At 72.5% G+C, this 23227-nt stretch carries 18 protein-coding genes; 9 read left to right on the top strand and 9 right to left on the bottom strand.

Features of this window, described 5'->3' with window-relative positions; translation table 11 throughout:
* Nucleotide 1 precedes the first annotated feature (1 nt).
* A complete protein-coding gene (gene dctA, locus D7X30_RS00720) occupies nucleotides 2-1327 on the top strand; it encodes a C4-dicarboxylate transporter DctA (protein ID WP_120560904.1) in 1326 nt (441 codons plus the stop codon).
* A 16-nt stretch (nucleotides 1328-1343) separates the two neighbouring features.
* On the opposite strand, the gene D7X30_RS00715 is transcribed toward dctA, so the two are convergent.
* Nucleotides 1344-1766, bottom strand: a complete 423-nt coding sequence (locus tag D7X30_RS00715) for a response regulator (RefSeq protein WP_233591295.1) — start codon at nucleotides 1764-1766, stop codon at nucleotides 1344-1346.
* A gap of 241 nt (nucleotides 1767-2007) precedes the next feature.
* On the opposite strand from D7X30_RS00715, the gene D7X30_RS00710 reads away from it, so the two are divergent.
* From D7X30_RS00710 to D7X30_RS00695, 4 genes are all read left to right on the top strand, one after another.
* Nucleotides 2008-2202, top strand: a complete 195-nt coding sequence (locus D7X30_RS00710; protein ID WP_120560902.1) for a hypothetical protein — start codon at nucleotides 2008-2010, stop codon at nucleotides 2200-2202.
* A 100-nt stretch (nucleotides 2203-2302) separates the two neighbouring features.
* The gene (locus D7X30_RS00705) at nucleotides 2303-3781 is read left to right on the top strand and encodes a sensor histidine kinase (protein ID WP_120560901.1); all 1479 of its coding nucleotides are present in this window, start codon (nucleotides 2303-2305) and stop codon (nucleotides 3779-3781) included.
* The gene (locus D7X30_RS00700; protein WP_120560900.1) at nucleotides 3763-5160 is read left to right on the top strand and encodes a sigma-54 dependent transcriptional regulator; all 1398 of its coding nucleotides are present in this window, start codon (nucleotides 3763-3765) and stop codon (nucleotides 5158-5160) included. The genes D7X30_RS00705 and D7X30_RS00700 overlap by 19 nt, the downstream gene beginning before the upstream one ends.
* 443 nt (nucleotides 5161-5603) lie before the next feature.
* Nucleotides 5604-7124, top strand: coding sequence for an ATP-binding protein (locus tag D7X30_RS00695; RefSeq protein WP_120560899.1), 1521 nt, complete (start codon nucleotides 5604-5606; stop codon nucleotides 7122-7124).
* A 26-nt stretch (nucleotides 7125-7150) separates the two neighbouring features.
* On the opposite strand, the gene cheB is transcribed toward D7X30_RS00695, so the two are convergent.
* The 7 genes from cheB to D7X30_RS00660 are packed head-to-tail and all read right to left on the bottom strand — an operon-like array spanning nucleotide 7151 to nucleotide 16808.
* A complete protein-coding gene (cheB, locus tag D7X30_RS00690) occupies nucleotides 7151-8182 on the bottom strand; it encodes a chemotaxis-specific protein-glutamate methyltransferase CheB (RefSeq protein WP_120560898.1) in 1032 nt (343 codons plus the stop codon).
* A complete protein-coding gene (locus tag D7X30_RS00685) occupies nucleotides 8179-9000 on the bottom strand; it encodes a protein-glutamate O-methyltransferase CheR (RefSeq protein WP_120560897.1) in 822 nt (273 codons plus the stop codon). Before D7X30_RS00685 ends, cheB begins: the two co-directional genes overlap by 4 nt.
* A gap of 13 nt (nucleotides 9001-9013) precedes the next feature.
* Nucleotides 9014-11383, bottom strand: a complete 2370-nt coding sequence (locus D7X30_RS00680; RefSeq protein ID WP_120560896.1) for a HEAT repeat domain-containing protein — start codon at nucleotides 11381-11383, stop codon at nucleotides 9014-9016.
* On the bottom strand, nucleotides 11380-13923 hold the full coding sequence (locus tag D7X30_RS00675; RefSeq protein WP_120560895.1) for a methyl-accepting chemotaxis protein: 2544 nt from the start codon (nucleotides 13921-13923) through the stop codon (nucleotides 11380-11382). The genes D7X30_RS00680 and D7X30_RS00675 overlap by 4 nt, the downstream gene beginning before the upstream one ends.
* Nucleotides 13904-14350 (bottom strand): chemotaxis protein CheW, encoded by a 447-nt coding sequence (locus D7X30_RS00670; RefSeq protein WP_120560894.1) that lies wholly within the window; start codon nucleotides 14348-14350, stop codon nucleotides 13904-13906. The genes D7X30_RS00675 and D7X30_RS00670 overlap by 20 nt, the downstream gene beginning before the upstream one ends.
* The gene (locus tag D7X30_RS00665; protein ID WP_120560893.1) at nucleotides 14347-16419 is read right to left on the bottom strand and encodes a chemotaxis protein CheA; all 2073 of its coding nucleotides are present in this window, start codon (nucleotides 16417-16419) and stop codon (nucleotides 14347-14349) included. Before D7X30_RS00665 ends, D7X30_RS00670 begins: the two co-directional genes overlap by 4 nt.
* Nucleotides 16416-16808 carry a response regulator gene (locus D7X30_RS00660; protein ID WP_120560892.1) on the bottom strand — a complete coding sequence of 131 codons (393 nt, stop codon included), beginning with the start codon at nucleotides 16806-16808 and terminating at the stop codon, nucleotides 16416-16418. Before D7X30_RS00660 ends, D7X30_RS00665 begins: the two co-directional genes overlap by 4 nt.
* Before the next feature lie 202 nt (nucleotides 16809-17010).
* On the opposite strand from D7X30_RS00660, the gene D7X30_RS00655 reads away from it, so the two are divergent.
* Nucleotides 17011-18555, top strand: coding sequence for a response regulator (locus D7X30_RS00655; protein ID WP_120560891.1), 1545 nt, complete (start codon nucleotides 17011-17013; stop codon nucleotides 18553-18555).
* 80 nt (nucleotides 18556-18635) lie between these two features.
* Entirely contained in the window at nucleotides 18636-19031 is a 396-nt protein-coding gene (locus D7X30_RS00650) for a response regulator (protein ID WP_158619174.1), read from the top strand.
* 10 nt (nucleotides 19032-19041) lie between these two features.
* On the opposite strand, the gene D7X30_RS00645 is transcribed toward D7X30_RS00650, so the two are convergent.
* The gene (locus tag D7X30_RS00645) at nucleotides 19042-19422 is read right to left on the bottom strand and encodes a response regulator (RefSeq protein ID WP_120560889.1); all 381 of its coding nucleotides are present in this window, start codon (nucleotides 19420-19422) and stop codon (nucleotides 19042-19044) included.
* Between the two features lie 185 nt (nucleotides 19423-19607).
* Between D7X30_RS00645 and D7X30_RS00640 the strand changes: the two genes are divergently transcribed.
* Together D7X30_RS00640 and D7X30_RS00635 are read left to right on the top strand one after the other, a co-directional pair.
* A complete protein-coding gene (locus tag D7X30_RS00640) occupies nucleotides 19608-22505 on the top strand; it encodes a PAS domain-containing protein (RefSeq protein ID WP_120560888.1) in 2898 nt (965 codons plus the stop codon).
* Between the two features lie 72 nt (nucleotides 22506-22577).
* A complete protein-coding gene (locus D7X30_RS00635; RefSeq protein WP_120560887.1) occupies nucleotides 22578-23222 on the top strand; it encodes a TIGR02269 family lipoprotein in 645 nt (214 codons plus the stop codon).
* Nucleotides 23223-23227 lie beyond the last annotated feature (5 nt).

The raw sequence follows: 23227 nt of genomic DNA, 5'->3' as shown, positions 1-23227 counted from the left end.
CATGAGCGCCGACAGCTCCACCCCCTCTGGGGGCCACTCCAAGTCCTCCCGCCTCTACCTCTGGGTGCTGGCCGCCATCTTCGCGGGCGGCCTGCTGGGCCACTTCGCGCCGTCCACCGCGGTGAAGCTCAAGCCGCTGGGCGACGGGTTCATCGCGCTGGTGAAGATGCTCATCTCCCCGGTCATCTTCCTGACCGTGGTGCTGGGCGTGGCCAACGTGGCGGACATGAAGAAGGTGGGCCGGGTGGGCGGCAAGGCGCTGCTCTACTTCGAGGTCATCTCCACGTTCGCGCTCATCATCGGCGCGCTGGTGGTGACGGTGCTCAAGCCCGGCGTCGGCTTCAACGTGGATCCGCGCACGCTGGACGCGAGCGCCGTGGCCCGCTTCGCCCAGCAGGCGCATGACCAGTCCACCATGGGCTTCCTGCTGCACATCATCCCGCGCACCTTCGTGGACGCCTTCACCGGCGAGGGCGACCTGCTCCAGGTGCTGCTGCTGGCGCTGCTGTTCGGCTTCTCGCTCACGGCCATTGGCGCGACGGCGAAGCCCGTGGTCGTCCTCTTCGAGGCGCTCTCCAAGGCCTTCTTCCACATGATTGGCACGGTGATGAAGCTGGCGCCCATTGGCGCGGGCGCGTCCATGGCCTTCACCCTGGGCGCCTACGGCATCACCAGCCTGGGCCCGCTGCTGCGCCTGATGGGGTGCTTCTATCTGGCGTGCGTGCTCTTCGTCGTCGTCGTGCTGGGGCTCGTCGCTCGGGTGACGGGCTTCTCCATCCTGAAGTTCCTGCGCTACATCCGCGCGGAGCTGTTCCTGGTGCTGGGCACGTCATCGTCGGAGTCCGCGCTGGTGCCGCTGATGCAGAAGCTGGAGCGGCTGGGCTGCTCCAAGTCCGTCGTGGGGCTGGTGGTGCCCAGCGGCTACTCCTTCAACCTGGACGGCACCAACATCTACCTCACCATGGCGGCGCTGTTCGTGGCCCAGGCGCTCAACGTGGACCTCACGTTCACGCAGACAGCCACGCTCTTGGGCGTGGCGATGCTCACGTCCAAGGGCGCCTCCGGCGTGACGGGCGCGGGCTTCATCACCCTGGCCGCCACGCTGGCGGTGGTGCCGTCCGTGCCCGTGGCGGGGCTGGCGCTCATCCTGGGCATCGACCGGTTCATGAGCGAGGCGCGCGCGATCACCAACTTCATTGGCAACGGCGTCGCCAGCATCGTCGTGTCCCGCTGGGAGAACGAGCTGGACCGCGAGCGGCTGCGCGCGGAGCTCAACGGGCAGCCCGCCCCCGAGGCCCCGCCCGCCGACGCAGGAACTCCGGCCTGAGCCTTCAGGGGCCTGTTCAGGGGTGCGCCACCGCGTCGCGCACCGCCTCCTTCAGCACGTCCAGGTCCACCGGCTTGTCCAACAGCTGCCGGGCGCCCAGCCGCAGGGCCTCCGCGTGCGTCTCCTCATCCGCGAAGGCGCTGAGCAGCAGCACGGGGCACGCGATGCCCTGGGCGCGCAGCCTCCCGAGCGCCTCCAGGCCGGTGCGCCCCGGCATGCGCACGTCGCTGACGATGAGGTCCGGCGGAGCGAGCGTGCCGCCGTGGCCCTGCATCATCGCCACGTAGTCACCCAGCTCGAAGCCGTCCTCCACCTCCACCACCGTGTAGCCCGCGCGCATCAGCGTGCGCACGAGCATCGTGCGCATCGCGTCGTCGTCCTCGGCCACCAGGATGCGCGCGGCGTGCGTTGCTTCTTCTCGCGGAGGTGCGTTCGTCATTCGAGTGCGGAGGAGCATGGCGCATGCCACGTGCCCTGGAGAGACGTGGATCCGTCATGCCTCGTGGGGTTCCGGGGCATCCTGCCCCCGTCGGGGCAATGTGCCCCAGGGCATGCATGGGCATCCGGCCCCGCGTTGGCAGCGCGCCACTCGGGGGCGCGTGTTGGCATGACCGATGCTCTAGCTCCGGTCAGCCCCGCACCCCACTTCACACCTCGCGGGTCTGACTCGGAGTCTCTCCATGAAGCGCACTTCCGCCCTGGTCCTCGGCCTGTCCCTCTCTCTCGCCTCCATGGGCGCGTTCGCGGCCGCCCCCAAGCCCGCCAAGAGCGCGCCCGCCGCCCAGGCGAAGGCCGGCGCCAAGGCGAAGAAGGCGAAGCAGGGCACCTCCCAGAAGGCCCCCGCCGCTCCGGTTGAAGGCTCGAGCAGCAACTAGCCACACACTGTCGTGACGCAGCACCCGCGGTACCCGTAGCGTACCTCCCCGGTCCGTGTGTTCCTTCCCCCTCACGCACGAACCGGGGGTTGCCTCTTCCGTGAAGCTCGCTCGCAAATTCACCCTGGCCCTCGTGCTGCTCGCCGTCGCGGTGATGGCGGGGCTCCAGGCGTTCCAGGTCAACCGGGAGCTCGCCCGGTCGGAAATCGACACGCAGCATGACCACCGCCTGCTCGGTCACACGCTGGCTGGCTCCATTGGCAAGGCGTGGCAGCTGGCGGGTGAGGCCGAAGCGCTCACGCTCCTCAACCAGGCCAACCGCTTCCAGGAGCAGGTGCGGCTGCGCTGGGTGTGGCTGGACGGTGGACCGGGCTCCGGCTTCGCACCGGCGCTGCCCCCGGCCCTGCTGCTCAGCCTGCGCGCGGGCAACGACGGCTGGCTGATGGACAACACCACCAGCCCGGGCGTGCTGCGCTCATACACGCCGGTGTTCCTGGGCCGGCGCATGGGCGCCATTGAAATCACCGAGTCCATGTCCGAACAGGAGATGCACGTGCGCACCACCGTGGTGGGCACCTTCATCGCCACGGCGGCGCTCTCCCTGTTCTTCCTCCTGGCCGCCATGGCCATGGGCCGCAAGCTGGTGGGCCAGCCCGTGGAGCAACTGGTGCACCTGGCAGGACGGATTGGCGAGGGCGACCTCACCGCGCGCGTGCCCCTGCGGCGCGAGCGCGGCGACGAACTGACGACGCTGGCGGTGGCCATGAACCGGATGGGTGAGCAGTTGGAGGAGACACGCGCGCGGCTGGCCGTGGAGACGGCGGCGCGCCTGCGCACGGTGGAGCACCTGCGGCACGCGGACCGGCTCACCACGGTAGGCAAGCTCGCGTCCGGAGTGGCGCACGAGCTGGGCACGCCGCTCAACGTCGTCATGGGCCGCGCGAAGATGGTCTCCTCCGGCGAGGCGGAGGGCGACGAGGTGAACGAGTGCGCCCGCATCATCTTCCAGCAGGCCCAGCACATGACCGGCATCATCCGGCAGCTGTTGGACTTCGCCCGGCGCCGCACGCCGTCCCGCGCGCCGGAGGACTTGTCCCTGCTGGCGGAGCGCACGCTGTCGCTGCTCAAGCCCATGGCCACCAAGAAGGGCGTGATGCTGTCCCAGGAGGTGCCCCCGGGCTTCACCGTGGAGGTGGACTCGGGGCAGTTCCAGCAGGTGCTCACCAACCTGGTGATGAACGCCCTCCACGCGATGAACCAGCCCGGCACCTTGCGCGTGCGCTCGCAGGTGCTGCGCGCCACGCCGCCCGCGGACGTGGGCGGCCCGGAGCAGGACTGGGTGCGGCTGGACGTGGAGGACGAGGGCTCGGGCATTCCCGCGGACGTGCTGCCCCACGTCTTCGAGCCCTTCTTCACCACCAAGGACGTGGGCGAGGGAACGGGGCTCGGGTTGTCCGTCTCCTATGGGATGGTGCGGGACCACGGCGGCTGGATTGACGTGAAAAGCGAGCTGGGCCGTGGGAGTTGTTTCTCCATCTACCTGCCGCCAGGGAAGGACGCATGCCAGGCCGCATCCTGATTGTCGAAGACGAGCGCGAGATGCGCGCCATGGTGGAGAAGGGCCTCCAGCGCCGGGGCTTCCAGCCCGTGGCCGTGGCCGCCGCGGACGAAGCCCTCCAGAAGCTGGCCGCCGAGGACTTCGACACCGTCCTCACCGACCTGCGCATGCCCGGCATGGACGGCCTGGCGCTGTGCGAGCGCATCGTGCTCAACCGGCCGGACATCCCCGTGGTGGTCGTCACCGCCTTCGGCAGCCTGGAGACGGCGGTGGCCGCCATCCGCGCGGGCGCCTACGACTTCATCACCAAGCCCATTGACCTGGACGCGCTGGTGCTGGTGCTGGAGCGCGCCGTGCAACACCGCGCCCTGCGCGCGGAGGTGCGCCGGCTGCGACAGGCCCTGGACCAACGCCAGGACGACGGCGCGCTCGTGGGAGAGAGCCCCGCGCTCAAGCAGGCGTACGCGCTCATCGACCGGGTGGCGGACGTGGACGCCACGGTGCTGATCACAGGTGAGAGCGGCACGGGCAAGGAGGTCGCCGCGCGCGCCCTCCACGCGCGGGGCCGGCGCAAGGAGGGGCCCTTCGTGGCCATCAACTGCGCGGCCATGCCGGAGCAGCTGCTGGAGAGCGAGCTGTTCGGCCACGCGAAGGGCGCCTTCACCGACGCGAAGGCGTCACGCACGGGCCTGTTCGTGAAGGCCCACGGCGGCACGCTGTTCCTGGATGAAGTGGGCGAGCTGCCCATGACGCTCCAGCCGAAGCTCCTGCGCGCGTTGCAGGAGCGCGTGGTGCGCCCGGTGGGCGGGGACACGGAGACGCCCTTCGACGCGCGCATCGTCGCCGCGACCAACCGCGACCTGGAGCTGGCGGTGGAGGAGAACCGCTTCCGCGAGGACCTCTACTACCGGCTCAATGTCATTGGCCTGGAGCTGCCCCCGCTGCGCGCGCGCGGCAACGACGTGCTGCTGCTGTCGCAGCGCTTCGTGGAGCAGTTCGCGTCCCGCACGGGCAAGAAGGTGGTGGGCCTGTCCCCCGCGGCGGCGCAGCGCCTCTTGGCCTACGGGTGGCCGGGCAACGTGCGCGAGTTGCAGAACTGCATCGAGCGCGCCGTGGCGCTCACGTCCTTCGAACAGCTCACGGTGGATGACTTGCCGGAGCGCATCCGCAACTACAGCACGCCGCGCGTGGTGCCGGAGAACACGGACCCGTCGGAGCTGGTGACGCTGGAGGAGCTGGAGCGCCGCTACATCCACCGCGTGCTGGAGGCGGTGGGCGGCAGCCGCACGCTCGCCGCGCGCATCCTGGGCGTGGACCGCAAGACGCTCTACCGCAAGCTGGAGCGCGGAGACACCGAACCCCGGGAGGCCCGGGAGCCTCGCGAGGCGAAGAAGCCCTGAGATGGGGAGGGACAGGACCCACCACCCCCGGGTGGCGACCGCCCCGTTTTCCCATCTCCTGGGAGACCCTGGACCATCCGCTCCGGCCGCAACCCTCCGCCATGGGCGCAAGTCGCGTCATCCCTCGGGGCGGGCCCCCGCCTGGCCTCGCACGGGGTATGGTTCCGGGAGGATGCGTTCCGTTCCCGTCCAGAGCCGTGTCTTCTGTCGCGTGGTGGACCTCGCGCGCAAAGCAGGCGACAGGAATGTCACTGACCCGTTTCCTCCAAGAGGTTTCTCCCTACCCTCGGAAATCCACGAGTCCTTGTTTCGCGTAGACAGGCGGTCAGGACGCCAGCCGTTGTCCTGGTTCCGTGCTCCGGCGTTGAAGCCGGGCACGCTCCGCGGCACCGCTGTGTTTCCCACCTGAAGGAACCCGCTCCCCGTACCCCCACGACCCACCGATGGCCCACGCTCCCGCCCGCCCGCGCTCCCGTCCTTCCGCCCCGTCCCCGACGGAGGCCTCTGGCCCGGGTCTGCAAGCGCTGCTGGAGGCGCTGCCGGAGGCCTTCCTCGGCGTGGACGCGGGCTGGCGCATCACCTGGCTGAGCCGGCGCATGCGCGAGCTGCTGGGGCCCCGCGTCCAGCCGGGCGATGACCTGCGCAAGAAGGTGGCGGACGTGCTGGGCCTGGGCCCGCACCTGCGCCTGGACGTGCCCGCCACCGAGCAGCCCTCCGCCGAGCCCTACGAGCACCGCTGGCACGAAGGCGGCTTCTGCTTCGAGGTGAGCACCCGCCCCGTGGACGGCGGCCTGCTGGTGCACTGCCGCGACATCACCCGCGAGTTCCAGGCCCGCCACGAGTTGCAGCGCGTGGGCCAGCTCTTCCAGGCGGTGATGGAGGGCACCACCGACGCCATCTACATCAAGGACATGGATGGCACCTACCAGGTCATCAACTCGGCGGGCGCGCGCGCCGTGGGCCGCAGCACCGTGGCCGAGGTGCGAGGGCGCACCGACGCGGAGCTCTTCCCGCCCGACGAGGCCCGGATCAACGTGAAGCACGACCGGGACGTGCTCAAGGCGGGCCATCCCCTCACCTACGAGGATTCGCACCTGAACCCCAGCGGGGACGTGCGCGTGTGGCAGTCCACCAAGGGCCCGCTGCGCGACCCGGAAGGCAACGTGTTCGGCCTGTTCGGCATCAGCCGCGACATCACCCAGCGCAAGTGGGCGGAAGACGAAGTGCTCCGGCACGCCGAGTTCCAGGAACACCTGATGGGCATCATCAGCCACGACATCCGCAGCCCGCTGGGCGCCATCATGAACTGGTCGCGCGTGCTCGCGGCCGGCGGGCCCGCGGAGGAGACGGCGCGCACCAGCCAGCGCATCGCCACCGCGGCGGTCCGCATCGAACGGCTGACGCGCCTGCTGCTGGACTTCACCCGCGCCCGGCTGGTGGGCGGCGTGGTGATCGAGCCGCGCGGCACGGACACGCAGGAGCTGCTGGCCAAGGTGGCGCACGAGTTCCGCGTGGCCTTCCCGAAGCGCGACATCGTCGTGGAGCACAAGGGCAACACGCAGGGGCAGTGGGACCCGGACCGCCTGGCGCAGGTGGTGTCCAACCTGGTGGAGAACGCCCTCAAGTACAGCCCGGCGGACGCGCCCGTGCTCCTGTCCACGCACGGCCTGCGCAACAAGGTGGTGGTGACGGTCCACAACCAGGGCCGCCCCATTCCGGAAGCCACCCTGCCCCACCTCTTCGAGCCCTTCCGCCAGGGCCCGCAGCAGACGCGCACGCTGAAGATGAGCTACGGCCTGGGGCTCTACATCGTGCGCGAAATCGTGCACGCCCACGGGGGCACCATCGAGGTCACCTCCACCGAGGGCGACGGCACCACCTTCACCGTCACGCTGCCGCGCCGCGCGCCGCCCCGGAAGGGCCCGCCGCCCGAGCCGCCTTCGCCTCCCTCGCACCGCGCCTGAAGAAGCGGGCGCTGCCCCGCGGTCCGTCAGACGAAGCGCGAGATGAGGGGCACCAGGGCGTCCAGCGGCGCGTTGCCGTTGGACAGGCCCGCTTCCGCCACCGCGCGCGGCATGCCGTACACCACGCAGGAGGACTCCGCCTCCGTGAGCACCACGCCGCCCGCGGCGCGCAGGGCCCGCGCGCCCTGGAGCCCGTCCTCGCCCATGCCGGTGAGCACCAGCCCCAGCGCGTCCTTCCCCCAGACCTCCGCCACGCTCTGGAAGAGCACGTCCACGGAAGGGTGGTGCGGGGTGCCCAGCGGATGGCGGTCCAGGCGCACCAGGTTGAGCGCCCCGTGCCGCGCCACCTTCAGGTGGTGGCCCGCGCGCGCCAGCACCGCGCGGCCCGGCACCAGCTCCATGCCGTCGCTCGCCTCCACCACCTCCAGCGCGCTCTGCGAGTCCAGCCGCTTCGCCACGGCCTCCGTGTAGCCAGCGGGGATGTGCAGCGCGAGCACCACCGGCGCCGGGAAGTCCCTGGGCATCGCGGACAACAGCCGCGTCAGCGCCTGCGGCCCGCCCGTGGACGTGCCCACCGCCAGCAGCTTCGTCGACGTCGCGGGCAGGGGCTTCAGGGACGGGGCATCCACGGCCTCCGCCAGCTCCTGCTGGTAGCGCGGCACCGCGCGCCCCGCGATGCGCACCTTCTCCACCAGCTCCGCGCCCAGCTCGTAGAGCCGGTCCGTGGCGAGCGCCGTGGGCTTGTGCACCAGGTCCACCGCGCCCGCCTGGAGCGCGGCCACCGCCAGCTCGCTGTCCGCGCCCGCGCTGCTCACCACCACCACGCGCGGCGCGTCCGGCATGCCGGCCAGCGCGCGCAGGAAGCCCGCCCCGTCCAGCGACGGCATCACCAGGTCCAGGGTGATGACGTCCGGCTTGAGCTCCGCCACCCGCTCCAGCGCGTCCAGGCCGTCGCGCGCGGTGCCCACCACCTCCAGCCCCTCCGCATCCGACAGCACCTTGCGCAGCACCTTGCGCGCGAACGCCGAGTCGTCCACCACCAGCACGCGCAACGTCATGAGTCCGCCTTGCTGTAGAAGAACGCGCCGCGGCGCTCCTCGCAGCGCAGCGCCGTGCCGAAGCGCATCAGGGACTCGGAGGTGCCCACCACCAGGTGCCCGCCGGGCCGCAGCGCCCCGGTGAGACCGTCCACCACGCGGCGCGCGGTGTCGTCCTGGAAGTAGATGAGCACGTTGCGGCAGAGGACGGCTTCGCAGCTGCCCGGCTCCGGGTAGCCCGCGGTGTCCACCAGGTTGAGCTGGCGCCACTCCACCCGGGCCATCAGGTCCGGCCGCACGCGGGGACGGCCGTCCACCATGTCCAGCCAGCGCCCCATCACACCCGGAGGCAGCGCGCGCAGGCAGCGCAGGTTGTGCTCCCCCGACTTCGCGCGCTCCAGCGCCTTGGAGCTCAGGTCCGTGGCCAGGATGGACACGTCCCCCAGCACGCCGCGCGAGTCCAGCAGCATGGCCAGCGTGAGGGGCTCTTCACCGGTGGAGCACGCCGCGCACCACACGCGGGGCTTGCGGCCCGCGCGCACCTCCGGCACCAGCAGCTCGTCCACCAGCACCTCCAGCGCCTGGGGCTCGCGGAAGAAGTACGTCTCGTGGACGAGCAGCGCCTCCACCAGCGAGTCCAGCGTCTCCGGCCCCTTCGGGTCGTAGCGGAGGAAGTAGTAGTAATCGAGCAGCGAGTCGAACCCGGCATCCAGCGCCCGGGTGGACAGCTTCTCCGCCAGCAGGTCCCGGTCCTCGGGCCCGTAGTGCAGGCCCGAGCGCTGCTCGATGAGCATGGAGAGGATGGCCAGGACCTGCGGGGACAGCGGCAGCGCACTCATGGCCGTATGTGTCCTAGCGGCCCAGGGCCAGCAGGCAGGCGCGTCGCACTTCCGGGTCCTCGTCGCGGTGGGCGGCCTTGTCCAGCGCCTCGCGCGCCTCCACCGTGCCCAGCGCCGCCACGGCGGGGGCTGAAGCCCGGCGTCCGGCGGGGCTCGCGCCGATGAGCGACTGCATCAGCGCCGCCCTCGCGTCCGCCCGGCGCATGCGCGCCAGCGCCGCCACCAGCAGGGGCGCCGTCGCGTCGTCCGACACCTCCAGCGCCGCCATCAGTCCGGGCAGGCGCCCTTCCACGGGCAGCGCCAGCGCGGACACCACCTGCTCGCGCAGCATCACGTCGCCCAGCAGCGACACCAGCTGCTGCGTCGCGTGCGAGCCCGTGCGTGTGGCGAGGAAGCCCACCGCCGCGCTGCGCACGCTGTCATCCCGGTCCCCGGCGGCGCGCAGGAGCGCGGGCAGCGTCTCCGGCGCGTCGTACTCCGCCACGGCGGACAGGGCGACGAGCCGCGTGGCCGGATCCTCCGAGTGCACCGCCTCCAGCAGCACCGGCAGCGCGTCCGGCCGCCGGGCCACGCCCAGCCCCAGCAGGGCCGCGCGGCGCACGTCCGCGTCCGCGGATGAGGCCGCCCGGCGCAGCGCCGCCATGGCGCTCTCCGTGTGCATGTGCGCCAGCGCGTCCACCACCGCCACGCGCACCTGGCCCGCGTCGTCGTTGGCCAGCGCGACGATGGCGTCCGCGGCGGCCTCCTCGTTGAGCTTCCCCAGCGACTGGCACGCGTAGTAGCGCACCCACGGGTCGCGGTCGTTCAAACCGCCCAGCAGCGTGGAGGTGATGCGCGCCTGCTTGTCCGTCTGGCCCAGCGCGCGCATGGCGGTGGCGCGCGTGCGCTCCGACTCATGGTTCGCGGCGGCCAGCAGCGCGTCCACCGCGCGCGGGTCGTCGATGAAGGGCAGGCCGTAGATGGCCGCGTCGCGCAGCCGCTCGTCCGGGTCCCGCATGGCCAGCAGCAGCGCGTCCAGGCCGCGCGGGTAGCCGAAGTACGCCACGATGCGCAGCGCCGCCCGCCGCTGGCGCACGTCCGTGGAGCGCGCCGCCTCCAGCGCCAGGTTCTCCGTCGTCTCGCTGCCCAGCGACTGGATGGCGCCCACCACCGCCTGCGACACGCGCGGGTCCTCGTCCGCCAGCCGCGCGAACAGGGCCGGCACCGCGGACGTGTCGCCAATGCGCGACAGCGTCTCCGCCGCCAGCGCGCGCACCGTCGCGTCCCGGTCCTCCAGGCACAAGAGCACGTCCGGCACCGCCGCGGAGCGCTTGCCCACCAGGGGCAGCAGCACCCGCCTGCGCGAGCTGTCACCCTCGCGCAGCGCCTGCAGAATCTGCGCGTCCGCCTCCGCGCCCAGCTCACCCAGGGCCGCCGCGGCCGCGCGCGACACACCCAGGTCCTGCGAGTCCAAAAGCTTCAAGAGCCCCGTGGCCGCGTCCGCGCCGCCCACCCAGCCCAACAGGCGCGCCACCGAGGTCTTCTCCCCCGCGTCCGCGCCCGCGATGACCTGGGCCAGCCTGCGCCCGGTGGGGTGCGGCTCCGACGAGGTGGAGCGCAGCACCGACGGCACCGTGCGCGCGCCGCCGAAGCGCTGCACCTGCGCGTCGTGGATTTCGACCAGCGCCACCGCCGCCACGCGCACCACCGCGTCGTTGCCGCGCTGGAGCAGGCCCACCAGCGCGGGCACCGCGGCCTCCTGGCCGGTGCGGCCCAGCGCGCGCGCCGCCTCCAGGACGTAGAAGGGGTCGGACAAGAGCGCCATCAGCGCCGGCACGACGGTGGGGTCGCCCGAGCGGCCCAGCACGTCGATGGCGGGGAAGATGCGGAAGAAGTTGCCGCTGCCCAGCGAGGACAGGAGCGCGTCCACCGCCGCGCCGCCGCCCACGCGGCCCAGCGCCTCGATGGCGGCCACCGCCACGTTGTCGTCCGGGTGGACGATGAGCCGCGACAAGAGCGGCACGGACCTCCGGCTGCGACGGCGTCCCAGCACCTGGGCGGCGTCACACACGATGGCCGGGTTGGGGTCGTCCCCCAGGAGCTCCACCGGGCCCTCCACCTCGCCCGTGGCGGCCACCAGCGCGTCCACCGCCGCGGCGATGCGCGCCTCGTTGTCCCGGCGGTGGCGAAGCACCTCGCACAGGGGCTCCACGGAGGCGGAGCCCAGGCGCGCCAGCGCGGACACCACGGCGCGGCGCACCGCCCACGACGGCGCGTCCAGCCCGGTCACCAGCACCGGCAGGCTCGCCGGACCCCGGCGCGCCAGCTGGTCCACCTCTTCCACCCGGGCGCGGTCCTCCGCGGACAGCGACAACGGGTGTTGCTTCGCGGTCGTGCTGCTCACGTGGCCTGCTCCCTCGTGTTCCGGGGCGTCCCCGGCTCCGTGGCGCCCAACAGGCCGCTCAGGTGGCTCAAGCCCTCTACCTGCTCTCCGTGCAGCCGCGACAGCTGTCCCAGCCGGCCCGCCACCTCCTTCACCTCCTTGGCGGTGACGGCCATGGCGCGCGCCTGCTCCGCCGTGGTTCCGGCGATCTCCTTCGAGCGGATGCGCATGTCCTCCACCGACCGGCCCAGCTGCTCGCTCATCGTGGCCTGGTCCAGGGCGGCCCTCGCCACCGCCGCCACGCCCGTGGCCTGCTTCGCGGCGGACAGGGTGAGCAGGGACAGGGCGTCCGTCTGCTCATCCAGCGCGCGCGCGGTCGTCTTCGCCACCCGGCGCACCTCCTCCGCGCCGCGCACCAGGCTCGTGAGCGCCTGGGCCTGCTCGTCCGTGGCGCGCGTCACCTCCTTGGCCAGGGTGGCCACCTGACGGCTGGCGAGTTCGCCCTGCTTGAGCGCGCGGGCCTGCTCCGACATGGCGCGCGTGGACTGGGCCACCTCCTTGCGCGTGGCCTCCATGGCCTTCGTCACCTCCTGCGCGGCCTTGGCCTGCTCCGCGATGCCGGTGAGCGTGCGCTGCGTGGAGGTCGCCACCTCCTGCGCTGTCGCCCCCAGCGCCCCCACCTGCTGGCCCTGCGCCATCACCGCGGCGCTCACGCCCTGCACCAGCTGGCGCATCTGCGCGGCGCCTCGGGCCAGGTCCGTGGCGGCCTGGGCCTGCTCCTGCATCGCGCGCGACACCTTCTCCGCCACCTCCGTCAGCTGGGTGTTGGAGCGCACCGCGTCGCGCAGCGCCTTGGCCTGGTCCTGGGTGGCCTGGGTGGTCTGCCGCGCCATGCGCCGCATCTCCGTGCCGCCCTGGGTCAGCGCCTGCGCGGCCTGCGCCTGCTCCGCCGCGGACGCGGCGATGAGCCGCCCCTGCTCGCTCACCTTCGCCGAGGCCTGCACCAGCGCCTGCACCGCCTGCACCTGCTCCGTCGACGCGCGCGACGCCTCGCGCACGTTCGAGCCCAGCTCGTCCACGCCCTTGAGGATGGTGCCCAGCGCGCGCTCCGCGTCTCCCGCCAGCGCCGCGCCCTCGTCCGCCGCGCGCACGCCCTCGCCGGTGGCCACCGCCGCCTCGCGCGCCGTCGTCTGGAGGCCCCGGACAATCTTCGCCACGTCACTGCTGGCCGCCGCCGCGCGGTCCGCCAGGGCGCGAATCTCCTCCGCCACCACCGCGAAGCCGCGGCCGTGCTCACCCGCGCGCGCCGCCTCGATGCTGGCGTTGAGCGACAGGAGGTTGGTGCGGTCCGCGATGAGGTTGATGGTCTGCACGATGTCGCCAATCTCCTCGGCGCGCCGGCCCATCTCCTTCATCACCCCGGACGACTCCACGATGGACTGGCGGATGCGGCCGAAGCCCGCGATGGAGCGCCCCACCGTGGCGCCGCCCTCGCGCGCGCTCGTGCCCACGCGCTCCGCGGCCAGCCGCGCCTCCTCCGTCAGCTGCGCCGCGCGGCGCGTGGAGGACTCCAGCTGCGAGGACGCGGTGGCACTGGTGGACGCCAGGCCGTTGATGCTCTCCGCCCCGCGGGCCACCGCCTGGGCGGAGCGAGACAGCTGCTCGATGGTGGCCGCGTTGGCGTCCACCACGGCGGCGTTCTTCTCCGCGGTGGCGGCCACCTCCTCCACGCTGGCGGCCACCTCCTGCACGGTGGACGCGGTGGTGACGGCGCTCGCCTCCAGGGTGCGCGTGTGCTCGGCGACGCCGCGCACGCTGCGGGCCACCTGCTCCGACGTGGCGGCCGTATCCTCCACGCTGGAGGCCATGGCGGCCGCGTCGCGCACCACGTCCTGGAGCGTCTTGCCCAGGGACACCACGGCGCCGGACACCTGGCCCATGCGCTCGCCCACGCCCTGCGCGTCCGTGGCCAGCCGGGTGATGCCCTTGGACATCTCTTCAATGGTGGCGGCGACCTCCTCCGTGGTGGCGGCGCTGGTCTGGTTGCGCGACACCAGGTCCTCCACCGTGGCGGTCATCTCCTGCATGCTCGCCAGCAACTCCTCGCTGGAGGCGGCCAGGTCCTCCGCGTTGGCGCTCACGCCCTTCACCGAGCGCGCCACCTCCTCCAGCGTGGAGGCCGTCACGTCCGCGCTGGAGGCGAGCGTGCCCGCGTCCTTGCGCACGCCGGACACCGACGCCGTCACCTCCTGCATCGTGGCCGCGTTGGTCTCCGCCTCCTGCTGCACGCCCTTCGCCGCTTCGCCCACGGACAGCTGGCTGCGCACCAGCGACTGCACCGCGGCGCTCGTCTGCTCCACCTGCGCGGCCACGGACTCGATGGCGATCCGCACCTGCTCGCCCGCCGCCGCCTGGTCGTTGCCCGCGGACGCGAGCCGCGTCGCCAGCTGCTCGGTGGACTTCACCAGCCCCACGCCCTCCGCCACCTGGAGCGAGGCGCGCTCCGCCAGCGCGCGAGCGTCCTCCAGCTTGCGCACGCTGTTACCGTTGTCCGTCGACATCCGCCGCCTCCTCCCCCACCACCCGGGGGAAATCGATGAGCATCACCAGCCGCGGGCCCACCTGCGCCACGGCCTTCACGAACCCCTTCGCGCCCTCCACCACCATGGGTGGGGGCGGCTGGATGGTGCGGGGATCCAGCTTCAGCACTTCGCGGGCGCTGTCCACGAGCAGCCCCACGGTGCGCTCGCCCAGCTGCCCCACCACCACCCGTGAATCCAGCGACTGCGTCCCCGCCGGCAGCCCGAAGCGGACGCGCGCGTCCACCACGGGGATGACCCGGCCGCGCACCTGCACCAGGCCGGCCACGTGCGGAGGCGCCCCGGGCACCGGCGTCGCGCCGGTGAAGGACTCCATCTGCACCACGTCCGCCGCGGGCATCGCGTATTCGGCCCCGTCCACCTTGAACAGCACGTGCAGCACGTTCATGACACCCACTCCCCTGCCCTGGACGCACGCTTGCGGCGGCCCGCGCGCGCCGCGCCCAGCGCGCCCAGGTCCAGCACCAGCGTGGGCTGGCCGTCACCCAGGTCCGTGGCGCCGGCCACGCCGGGCACGCGCACGAGCGGATCCTCCAGCGGCCGCAACACGATCTCCTGCTGTCCCACGAGCTGGTCCACCGCGAAGGCCACCGGCTCACCGCGCTGGCGCACGATGAGCGCCTTGGCGCCCTGGCCCGCCGCGCTGGCGTCCACCGTCGCGTCCAGCAGCCGCGCCAGCGACACCAGCGGCACCGCCGCGCCCCGGCGCTCCACCAGCCCCAGGCCGTCCGCGCCCGCGGGGCGCACCACGCCCGCCACGTCGATGAGCTCCTCCACGGTGCCCACCGCGACCGCGTACCGGCGGCCCGCGCACTCGAAGACGATGGCATCCATCAGCGTCACGGTGAGGGGGACGCTCAAGGTGAAGGTGGTGCCCGTGCCCTTGCGCGTCTCCATGCGCAGCTCACCGCCCAGCTGCTCCACGACGATGCGGCGCACGATGTCCATGCCCATGCCCCGGCCGCTGGTGCGCGTGGCCTCCTGGCGAGTGGACAGGCCGGGCCGGCACAAGAGGTCCAGCAGCGCGTCCGCGGAGTCCGGCACGGGGGCCTTCGCCGCCTTCGCCACCGCCTTCGCGTCCACGCCGCGTCCGTCGTCGCGCAGGGTGAGCTCCAGCTGGCCGCTGGCCCGCGCATGGCAGCTGAGGCGCACCAGCCCCTCCGCCGCCTTGCCCGCCGCCTGGCGCTCCTCGGGGGACTCCAGCGCGTGGTCCACGGCGTTGCGCACCAGGTGCACCAGCGCGGGAAGCAGCCGGTCCGCCACCGCCTTGTCCAGCTCCGCGTCGCCCACGTCCAGCTCCAGCCGCACCGCCTTGCCCGTGGCGCGGCGCAGGCCGCGCACCAGCAGGGGCAGCCGCTCCAGCACGTCACCCACGCGAACCATGCGCAGCCGAAGGATGGCCGAGCGCAGGTCGCGCAGCTGGCGGCCGTTCTCCTGGAGGATGGCGGTGAGCTCGCGCGTGGGCGCGCCCGCCTGGGTGAGCGCCGCCACCGCGCGCATCAGCCGCGAGCGGTTGACCACGAGCGCCGCCAGCCACTCCATGGCCTCGTCCAGCCGGGACACCTCCACGCGCAGCAGGCCACCGCCCCGGCGCACCTCCGGCTCGTCCAGCTCCTCCTCGAGGACGGCGGCACCGGGCAGCTCCGCCGCGCCGCCGGGGACCCCGTCCTCGGGCGGGAACTCGGCGGGCCCGGCAGCCTCCAGCGAGCGCACCGCGGCGGGAGCGCCGCCCACGGCGTCCAGCAGCACGGCGTCCTCCGCGCGGGTGATGAGCAGCAGCGCGAACGCGAGCGACGCGCCCCCCGCGGCGGCGCCGGACAGGGGCAGCACCTTCACGATGTCCGCGAGCTTCGCCACGCGCTCGCGCACGGTGTTGATGTTGAGGCCCCTGGCGGCGCGCTCCGACGACGGCACGAAGTCCAGCCGCAGCGCGCGCTGACCGCCGGCGAGCCCGCCCTCCAGCTGCTCGCGCTCGGACGGGGCCAGGCGGGAGGCGAACGAGGCCTCCGCGTCCAGCTTCACGGGCCGGGCCCGCTTGGGGGCCGCGTCCCGCACCTGCGGCCCCAGCGCCTCCAGCGCCTCCAGCAGGTTCGCGGGCGCGGGCGACGCGGCCTTCCCGGCGCCCAGCTGCCGCACGCGCAGCTCGATGGCGCGCAGGCCCTCCACCAGCGGCTCCACGCTGGACTCGGGCAGCCGGCCGCCGGCTTGATCCGCCAGCCGCAGCGACGCCTCCATCCAATGCGCCAGGGAGACGACGGGCTCCACGTCCACCATGGCGGACAGGCCCTTGAGCGTATGCAGCGCCCGGAACAGCTCGCGTACGGCGCGGGGCTGGGCCTGCCCCTTGCGCACGGCCTCCTCCACCGCGAGCAGGTCCTTCTGCGCGGAGGCGAGCAGCTCATCCGCCTCCGCCAGGTACGCGGGGAGGAACTCCGCGAACTCCCCGTTTCCCGTCACCCGCGCGGCGCCTCGGCCGAGGTCTTCTCCAGGAGGGCCCGGGCGGCGCCCTGGATGGAGTCCGGCGTGAAGGGCTTGGTCATGAAGCGGTCCGCGCCAGCCTGCAGCGCGCGCTCGCGGGACGCCTCGTCGCCACGCGTGGTGACGATGATGATGGGCAGGTTGCGCAGGTGGTCCTGTCCGCGCACGAACTCCACCACCTCGATGCCACCGATGTCCGGCATGTTGAGGTCCAGGACGAGCAGGTCGTACGGCTTGAGTGACAGCTGCTCGATGGCCTCCAACCCGCTGGACGCCTGGGTGAAGTGGCTTTCCGGATAGGGCCGCAGGCAGGCGACCACCATGTCGCGCATCACCTTGCTGTCATCAACGACGAGTACCTCGGGCATGGCGTCCTCTGGAAACGACCGGCCAAGCTAGATCGATTCCGACCCGCTGAAAGAAATGAGTCATCCGGCGCGCGTTGAACGTTGGCTTGTCCACGCGCGCCTTGGACGATGTGCCACGGCGGGCGACGAAGCGCCACGGCTGCCCGCACATCCGGCACCCTGCGCCCTCCTGTTTTTCCGCCCCGGGGACTGAATTTCAACCATGCGCCCGCCTCCTCCGCCCGACACCTCCTTCCCCTGCCCGCCGGGCCCGCCTCCACCTCCCCTGGAGCACGCACCTTGCGTCTGGGTGGTGGACGACAGTGCCAGCGAGGCGCGCTTCATCAAGACCGCGCTGGGAACGGGCTTCCAGGTGGAGACGTTCCCGGACGGCGCCGCGATGCTCGAAAGGCTACACGCCGGGCGAGCACCGGACGTGGTGGTGTTGGATTGGGAGATGCCGGGAATGTCCGGTCCGGAGGTCTGTCAGTTCCTGCGTGGCCAGCGGGAGACCCAGGCCCTGCCGGTGCTGCTGCTCACCGCGCACGGCCGGCCGGAGGACCTGGTGCAGGGCCTGCGCGCGGGCGCCAACGACTACGTGGCCAAGCCCTTCCGCACGGAGGAGGTGCGCGCGCGGGTGGACGCGCTCGCGCGCACCAAGCGGCTGGTGGACGACGTGCGGCGCACGAGCGAGGAGAAGGCGGAGGTGTTCGCGCAGTTGGACGCGCTGCTCACGTCCTCGCCCGTGGGGCTGTCGCTGCTGGACCGGGACCTGCGCTTCGTGCGCGTCAACGCGCGCATGGCGAAGCTGGACGGGCTGTCCGTGGACGCCTACCCGGGCCGGGCGCTGGCGGAGGTCCTGCCCCGCTTCGCCGCGCGGCTGGAGCCCGTCCTCCGCCGCGTCATGGAGACGGGCGAGCCCGTGGAGGAGCTGGGCTTCACGCTGGAGCACCCGGACGCGCCCCACGGCGAGCTGTACGTGATGGCCAGCTACCACCCGGTGCGCACCGCCCGGGGTGAGGTGGTGGGCGTGGGCGCCGTGATGGTGGACGTCACCCGGCTCAAGCAGGCGGAGGCGGAGCTGCGCTCGACCGCGGAGTTCCGCGAGCGCTTCCTGGGCATCGTGGGCCACGACCTGCGCAACCCGCTCAACTCCATCCGCATGGGCGCCAGCTTCCTCGTCGCCAGCGAGCAGCTGCCCCCCTCGATGGAGCGCACCGCCAGCCGCATCATCAACAGCACGGACCGGATGACGCGGATGATCACCGAGCTGTTGGACTTCACCCGCAGCCGGCTGGGCAGCGGCATCCCGCTGACCCCGGCCGCCACGGACCTGGGCCAGGTGGCGCGCCAGGTGGTGGAGGAGCTGGAGCTGGTGCACCCGCGCCGCACCGTGAAGGTGACGTCCACGGGCCCCCTCACGGGGAACTGGGACGCGGACCGGCTGGCGCAGGTGCTGAGCAACCTGGTGGGCAACGCCCTCCAGTACAGCCCGGCGGACACCACCGTGGAGCTGTCGCTCGTGGGCGAGCCGGAGCAGGTCCTCGCGCGGGTGAGCAACACGGGGGTGGCCATCGCTCCGGAAGAGCTGGAGAGCCTGTTCCACCCCTTCCAGCGCGCGCGCACGGGCGCGCATGTTCCGTCGGGCCTGGGCCTGGGCCTCTTCATCTCCGACCAGATTGCCCGAAGCCACCGGGGCGCGCTCACCGTGACGTCGGACACGCAGCGGACGGTCTTCACCCTGACGCTGCCGCGCGGGGGCGCATGAGTCACGGAGGGCACACGCCCCCCCGCTCCCGCGCCTCCCGGCCGTCCAGGCCCACGAGCCCCCTGGAAACGCTGGGACCCGTGCCCTACCGTGCACGCGTGTCCACTCCGCAACACCGCACCACCCTGCTCCTCGTCGAGAACAACGAAGACGTCCGCGAGGCGCTGCGCGAAATCCTGGAGTCGGAGGGCTACCGCGTCCTCACGGCGGCGAACGGCCAGGACGCGCTGCACCTGCTGGCGGAGCAGGAGCGGATGCCCGCCCTCGTCCTGCTGGACCTGGTGATGCCGGTGATGGACGGCCACGCCTTCATCGAACACCTGCGTGGCACGGGCGCGCTCGCGCTCACGCAGGTGCTGGTGCTGACGGCGCACCCCACCCTGCCCTTGCCGCAAGGCGTGGCTGGACGGCTGGGCAAGCCGGTGAAGCTGGAGGCACTGCTGGACGCCATCGCGGTGCACACCACGACGGCGTGAAGCCGGGCGCTCAGGCGGCGGCGGGACAGTGCCGCGCCACCATGGCCAGGAGCTCCGGGATGTCCACGGGCTTGCGCAGCAGGCCCACCGTGCCCGGCGGGGCCTTGGCGGAGAAGTGGGCGGTGAGCATCAGCACGGGCAGCTCGCGGTAGCGCGCGTCCTCCCGCAGCCGGTGGAGGAACTCGTGTCCGTCCATCACCGGCATCATCAGGTCCAGCAGCACCAGGCAGGGCTGGTCGTTGTTGGCGGCGAGGACGTCCAGCGCGGCCTGGCCGTTGGCGGCCTGGAGCACCGTGTAGTCCTCCATCTCCAGCAGCTCCGCCACGACCTCACGCAGGTCCGGTTCGTCGTCGACGATGAGGATGGTGGAACGCGAGGGGGTGCTGCTCACCGGCGGCAGCCTACGCAGGTCGTGCCGCTGGCGCCAGGAATGACGTGCCTCCCTGCCCGTCGCGGCGCGCGGAAATTCCGCGTGGGGCAGGCCCCCGTCCGGCCGCCTGTCGGGAATCACGAGGGAAACCAGGCGGGTCGGTTGCACCGGGAGGCCCGAGCCCCTACCCCCTTCTCTACGGCCCCATGAAACTCATCGCGGACTTCATCGAAGGGAACCTGGACGTCCTGGTGCGGCGCTTCGCGGAGGCGGCGCGCGGGCTGGAGAGCACGCAGGGCCTGAAGCCTTCGGAGCGCATCTCCACGGTCCCGGAATATCTCCGTGCGGTCGCGGCCATCTGCCGGCACGGCTCCACGCCGGAGCGGTTGGAGACGCGGGCGCGCCTGGAGGAGGCCCACATCAACCTGCGGCTGCGCGTGGGCGCCACGCAGGAGGACGCGACGGACGAATACACGCTCCTGGGGCGGCTCATCCCCCAGCTCTGGGAGGACGCCCAGCCGGAGCGCAAGCCCGGCGCCTCGGGCCTGCAGTGCCTCTTCCAGCAGATAGAGGAGGCCATGGAGCACGTGGTGCTCCTCTTCTCCGGCGACTCGATGGAGGACCGCCAGCGGGAGAAGCGCTTCCTGCGCCAGATGGACGCGCTGGCGCCCCGGTCGCTGGAGCCCGGCACGGACATGCAGGGCCCGCTCAAGCCGCTGGTGGAGCTCATCGCCCGAGCAATGGAGGCCGCCGGGGCGGAGCTGTTCCTCGTGGACGCGGGCGGCCAGAGGATGTTCCCCGCCGCGCACACCCTGCACCTCGTTCCGCCTCCGGGCCGGTGGGCGGACGCGCAGGGGCCGTCCTTCCTGGGCCGGGTGGCGCGCTCCGAGGAGCCGCTGGTGCTCGCGCAGGCGCGGGGGCTGGAGGACTTCGAACGCGAAGGGCTGGAGGCCAGTGCGTGGAGCACCCTGCTGGGCCTGCGGCTGTGGCCCCACGGCACCCTGATGGGCGTCCTCTGCGTGGGCTTCGCGGAGGCTCGGCCGGTGCCGCCGCAGGCCAAGCGCTTCCTGGAGACGCTGGTGGAGTACCTCGCCGGCATCCTCGACCGCGCCCTGCTGATGGGCCGGCTGAGCGAAGCCCACGCGCAGTTGGAGGCGTCGGAGACGCGCTACCGGCTGGCCAGCCAGGCGGCGGCGGACACTGTCTGGGATTGGAACCTGCTCACCCAGGCGGTGGCATGGAGCGGGGAGACGCGCAGGCTGCTGGGCTTCGCGCCCGAGGAGATTGGCCCCCTGGCACAATGGTGGGTGGCGCGCATCCACCCGGAGGACCGGGAGCGGGTGGCGCACGGCATCCACGCGGCCATCCAGGGCATGCAGGCGCGCTGGCAGGACGAGTACCGGTTCCTCAACCGCCAGGGCGACGTCGTGCGGGTGCTGGACACGGGAGTCATCCTGCGCGACGCGGCGGGCCGGGGTGTGCGCATGGTGGGCGCCATGCAGGACGTCACCTCCCGATGGGAGGTGGAGAACGGAAACGAACAGCAGCTGCGGGAGGCTCGGACCGCGCGCGTCCAGGCGGACACGGAGCTGAGCCAGTTGCACGCGCTGCTGCGGCAGGCGCCCGTCGCGCTCGCCATCCTCCGGGGGCCCGCGCACGTCGTGGCGCTGGCCAACGACCGCGTCTGCCAGCTCTGGGGCCGCACCAGCGATCAGGTCCTGGGCCGTCCCGTGCTCGAAGCGCTGCCGGAGGTGGAGGGCCAGGGCATCCGGGAGCTGCTGGACGGAGTGCTCACCACGGGGGTGCCCTACGTGGGCCACGAACTGCCCGTGCGGCTGGCGCGGGCCGCGGGCGGAGCCCTGGAGGAAGCGTACTTCAACCTCATCTACCAGCCGCTGCACGAAACGGAGGTCGGCCTCCAGGGCATCCTCGTCGTCGCCAACGAGGTCACCGAAGCCGTGCAGGCCCGTCAACGGGCGGAAGGTCTGGCGGGGACGCTGCACGCCAGCGAGGAGCGCCTGCGGTTGGCGCTGGACGCGGCGGACATGGGCAGCTGGGACATCGAGCTGGCCACGGGGCGTGGCACCTGGGACGCGCGCTTCCGCGCCATGCTGGGCCTGCCCGCCCAGGGGGAGGTGACGCTCGACGAGGCCATGCGGTTCGTCCTGGAGGAGGACCGGCCCCAGGTGGGGCGCGCGATGGAGGAGGCCGCCCGGCCCGGAGGCGTCGGCGAGTACGCGAGCGAGTTCCGCGCGCGGCTCCCGCGGGCAGGCCAGGCCGAGCGATGGATCTCCGGGCGGGGCCACGTGCACTTCGGGCCGGACGGACGGCCCCTGCGCTTCGTGGGCACGGGGCTGGACGTGACGGAGCGCAAGCTCGCGGAGGAGGCGGCGCGCCAGCGCGCGGAGTTCGAGCAGTACCTGGTGGGCATCGTGTCGCACGACCTGCGCAACCCGCTGAACGCCATCATGCTGGGCACGGCGTCGCTGCTCCGGCGCGAGGAGTTGAACGAGCGTGCGACGAAGGCCGTCCTGCGCATCCAGGCTTCCGCGGAGCGCGCGGTGCGGATGATCCGCGACCTGCTGGACTTCACCCAGGCGCGTCTGGGCGGGGGGCTCCCGGTGCAGTGCCAGGACCTGGAGCTGGGGGCGCTGGTGCGGCAGGCGGTGGAGGAGGCGCGGATGACCGCTCCGGAGCGCGACATCCAGTTGTCGCTGCCGCAGGCAGGCCTTCGCGGCTGCTGGGATCCGGACCGCGTCACGCAATTGCTCATCAACCTGCTGGGCAACGCGCTGAAGTACTCGCCGGAGGACACGCCGGTGGCGGTGCGCCTGCGGGAGGTGCCCGGGGGCGTCCTGCTGGAGGTGCACAACGGCGGAGCCCCCATCGCCTCCGACGTGCTGCCCCGCATCTTCCAGCCCATGCAGCGCGGGGCGCCGGGCACGGACGCGGCGACGCGCAGCGTGGGCCTGGGGCTCTACATCGTGCGGACCATCGTGCATGCGCACGGCGGCACCATCGACGTGACCTCCACGCGGGAGGCGGGCACGACGTTCACGGTGCGGCTGCCGCACGCCGACGCGAAGGAGGCCGCCGGAGCGTAGGGGCGCGGGGCCGGTGCCAGGGCGACGGCCATTGAGTGGCATGACAGGCCACGATGCTAGCCTTTGCGGCATATGCGGAAATCCCTGTCGTGCGGGCTGTTGGTGTTGCTCCTGGGAGCGTGTGCGACTCCGACTGCCCTCCTGACGCAATGGGAAGATGCGGAAAGGGAGTGCAGCGAGCCTGATGAAGACCACTGCGTCGCCCTGCTCTGCGGGGATGACGCCTGTGGCTTCTACCGCTGCGAGGACGTGCCCGGAGACGTGGTGCTGGCGCGCGGTCTGCCACCGCGCCCACCGCCCGCCGCCGCCGCACCCGCACCGGGAGGCGGCCCCCAGCGCACCTGGGGCAGCGCCATGAATCTTCCCGGCGGCGGGGAACCCATCATGGTGTTTCCCTGGTACGGCACGCCCAAGCCCGTCCCGCCCCAGCTCCCCCCCGGACGCTTCGAGAAGCACCACATCTTCCCCCAGGCACCCGAACTCGCGGCGTGGTTCAAGGAAAAGGGCATCGACATCCACCTGTACACCCTGCCCATCCCGCGCCACATCCATCAGCGCATCCACAACGGAGGACCGCGAGGCGGCGAGTGGAATCAGGCCTGGAAGGACTACAAGAACGCCCATCCTGAAGCCCCTCCCGTGGAGATCTTCAAACACGCGGGGGAGCTCATCTATCGATTCCAGCTCCTGGGTGGCCCCATCCAGAAGTACAACTGACGCCT

Origin of the sequence: Corallococcus sp. AB011P, from assembly GCF_003611605.1 — a bacterium.
GTDB lineage: Bacteria > Myxococcota > Myxococcia > Myxococcales > Myxococcaceae > Corallococcus > Corallococcus coralloides.
The sequence above is the reverse complement of the archived record's forward strand: the minus strand, read 5'-3'. Positions and strand labels throughout refer to the sequence as shown.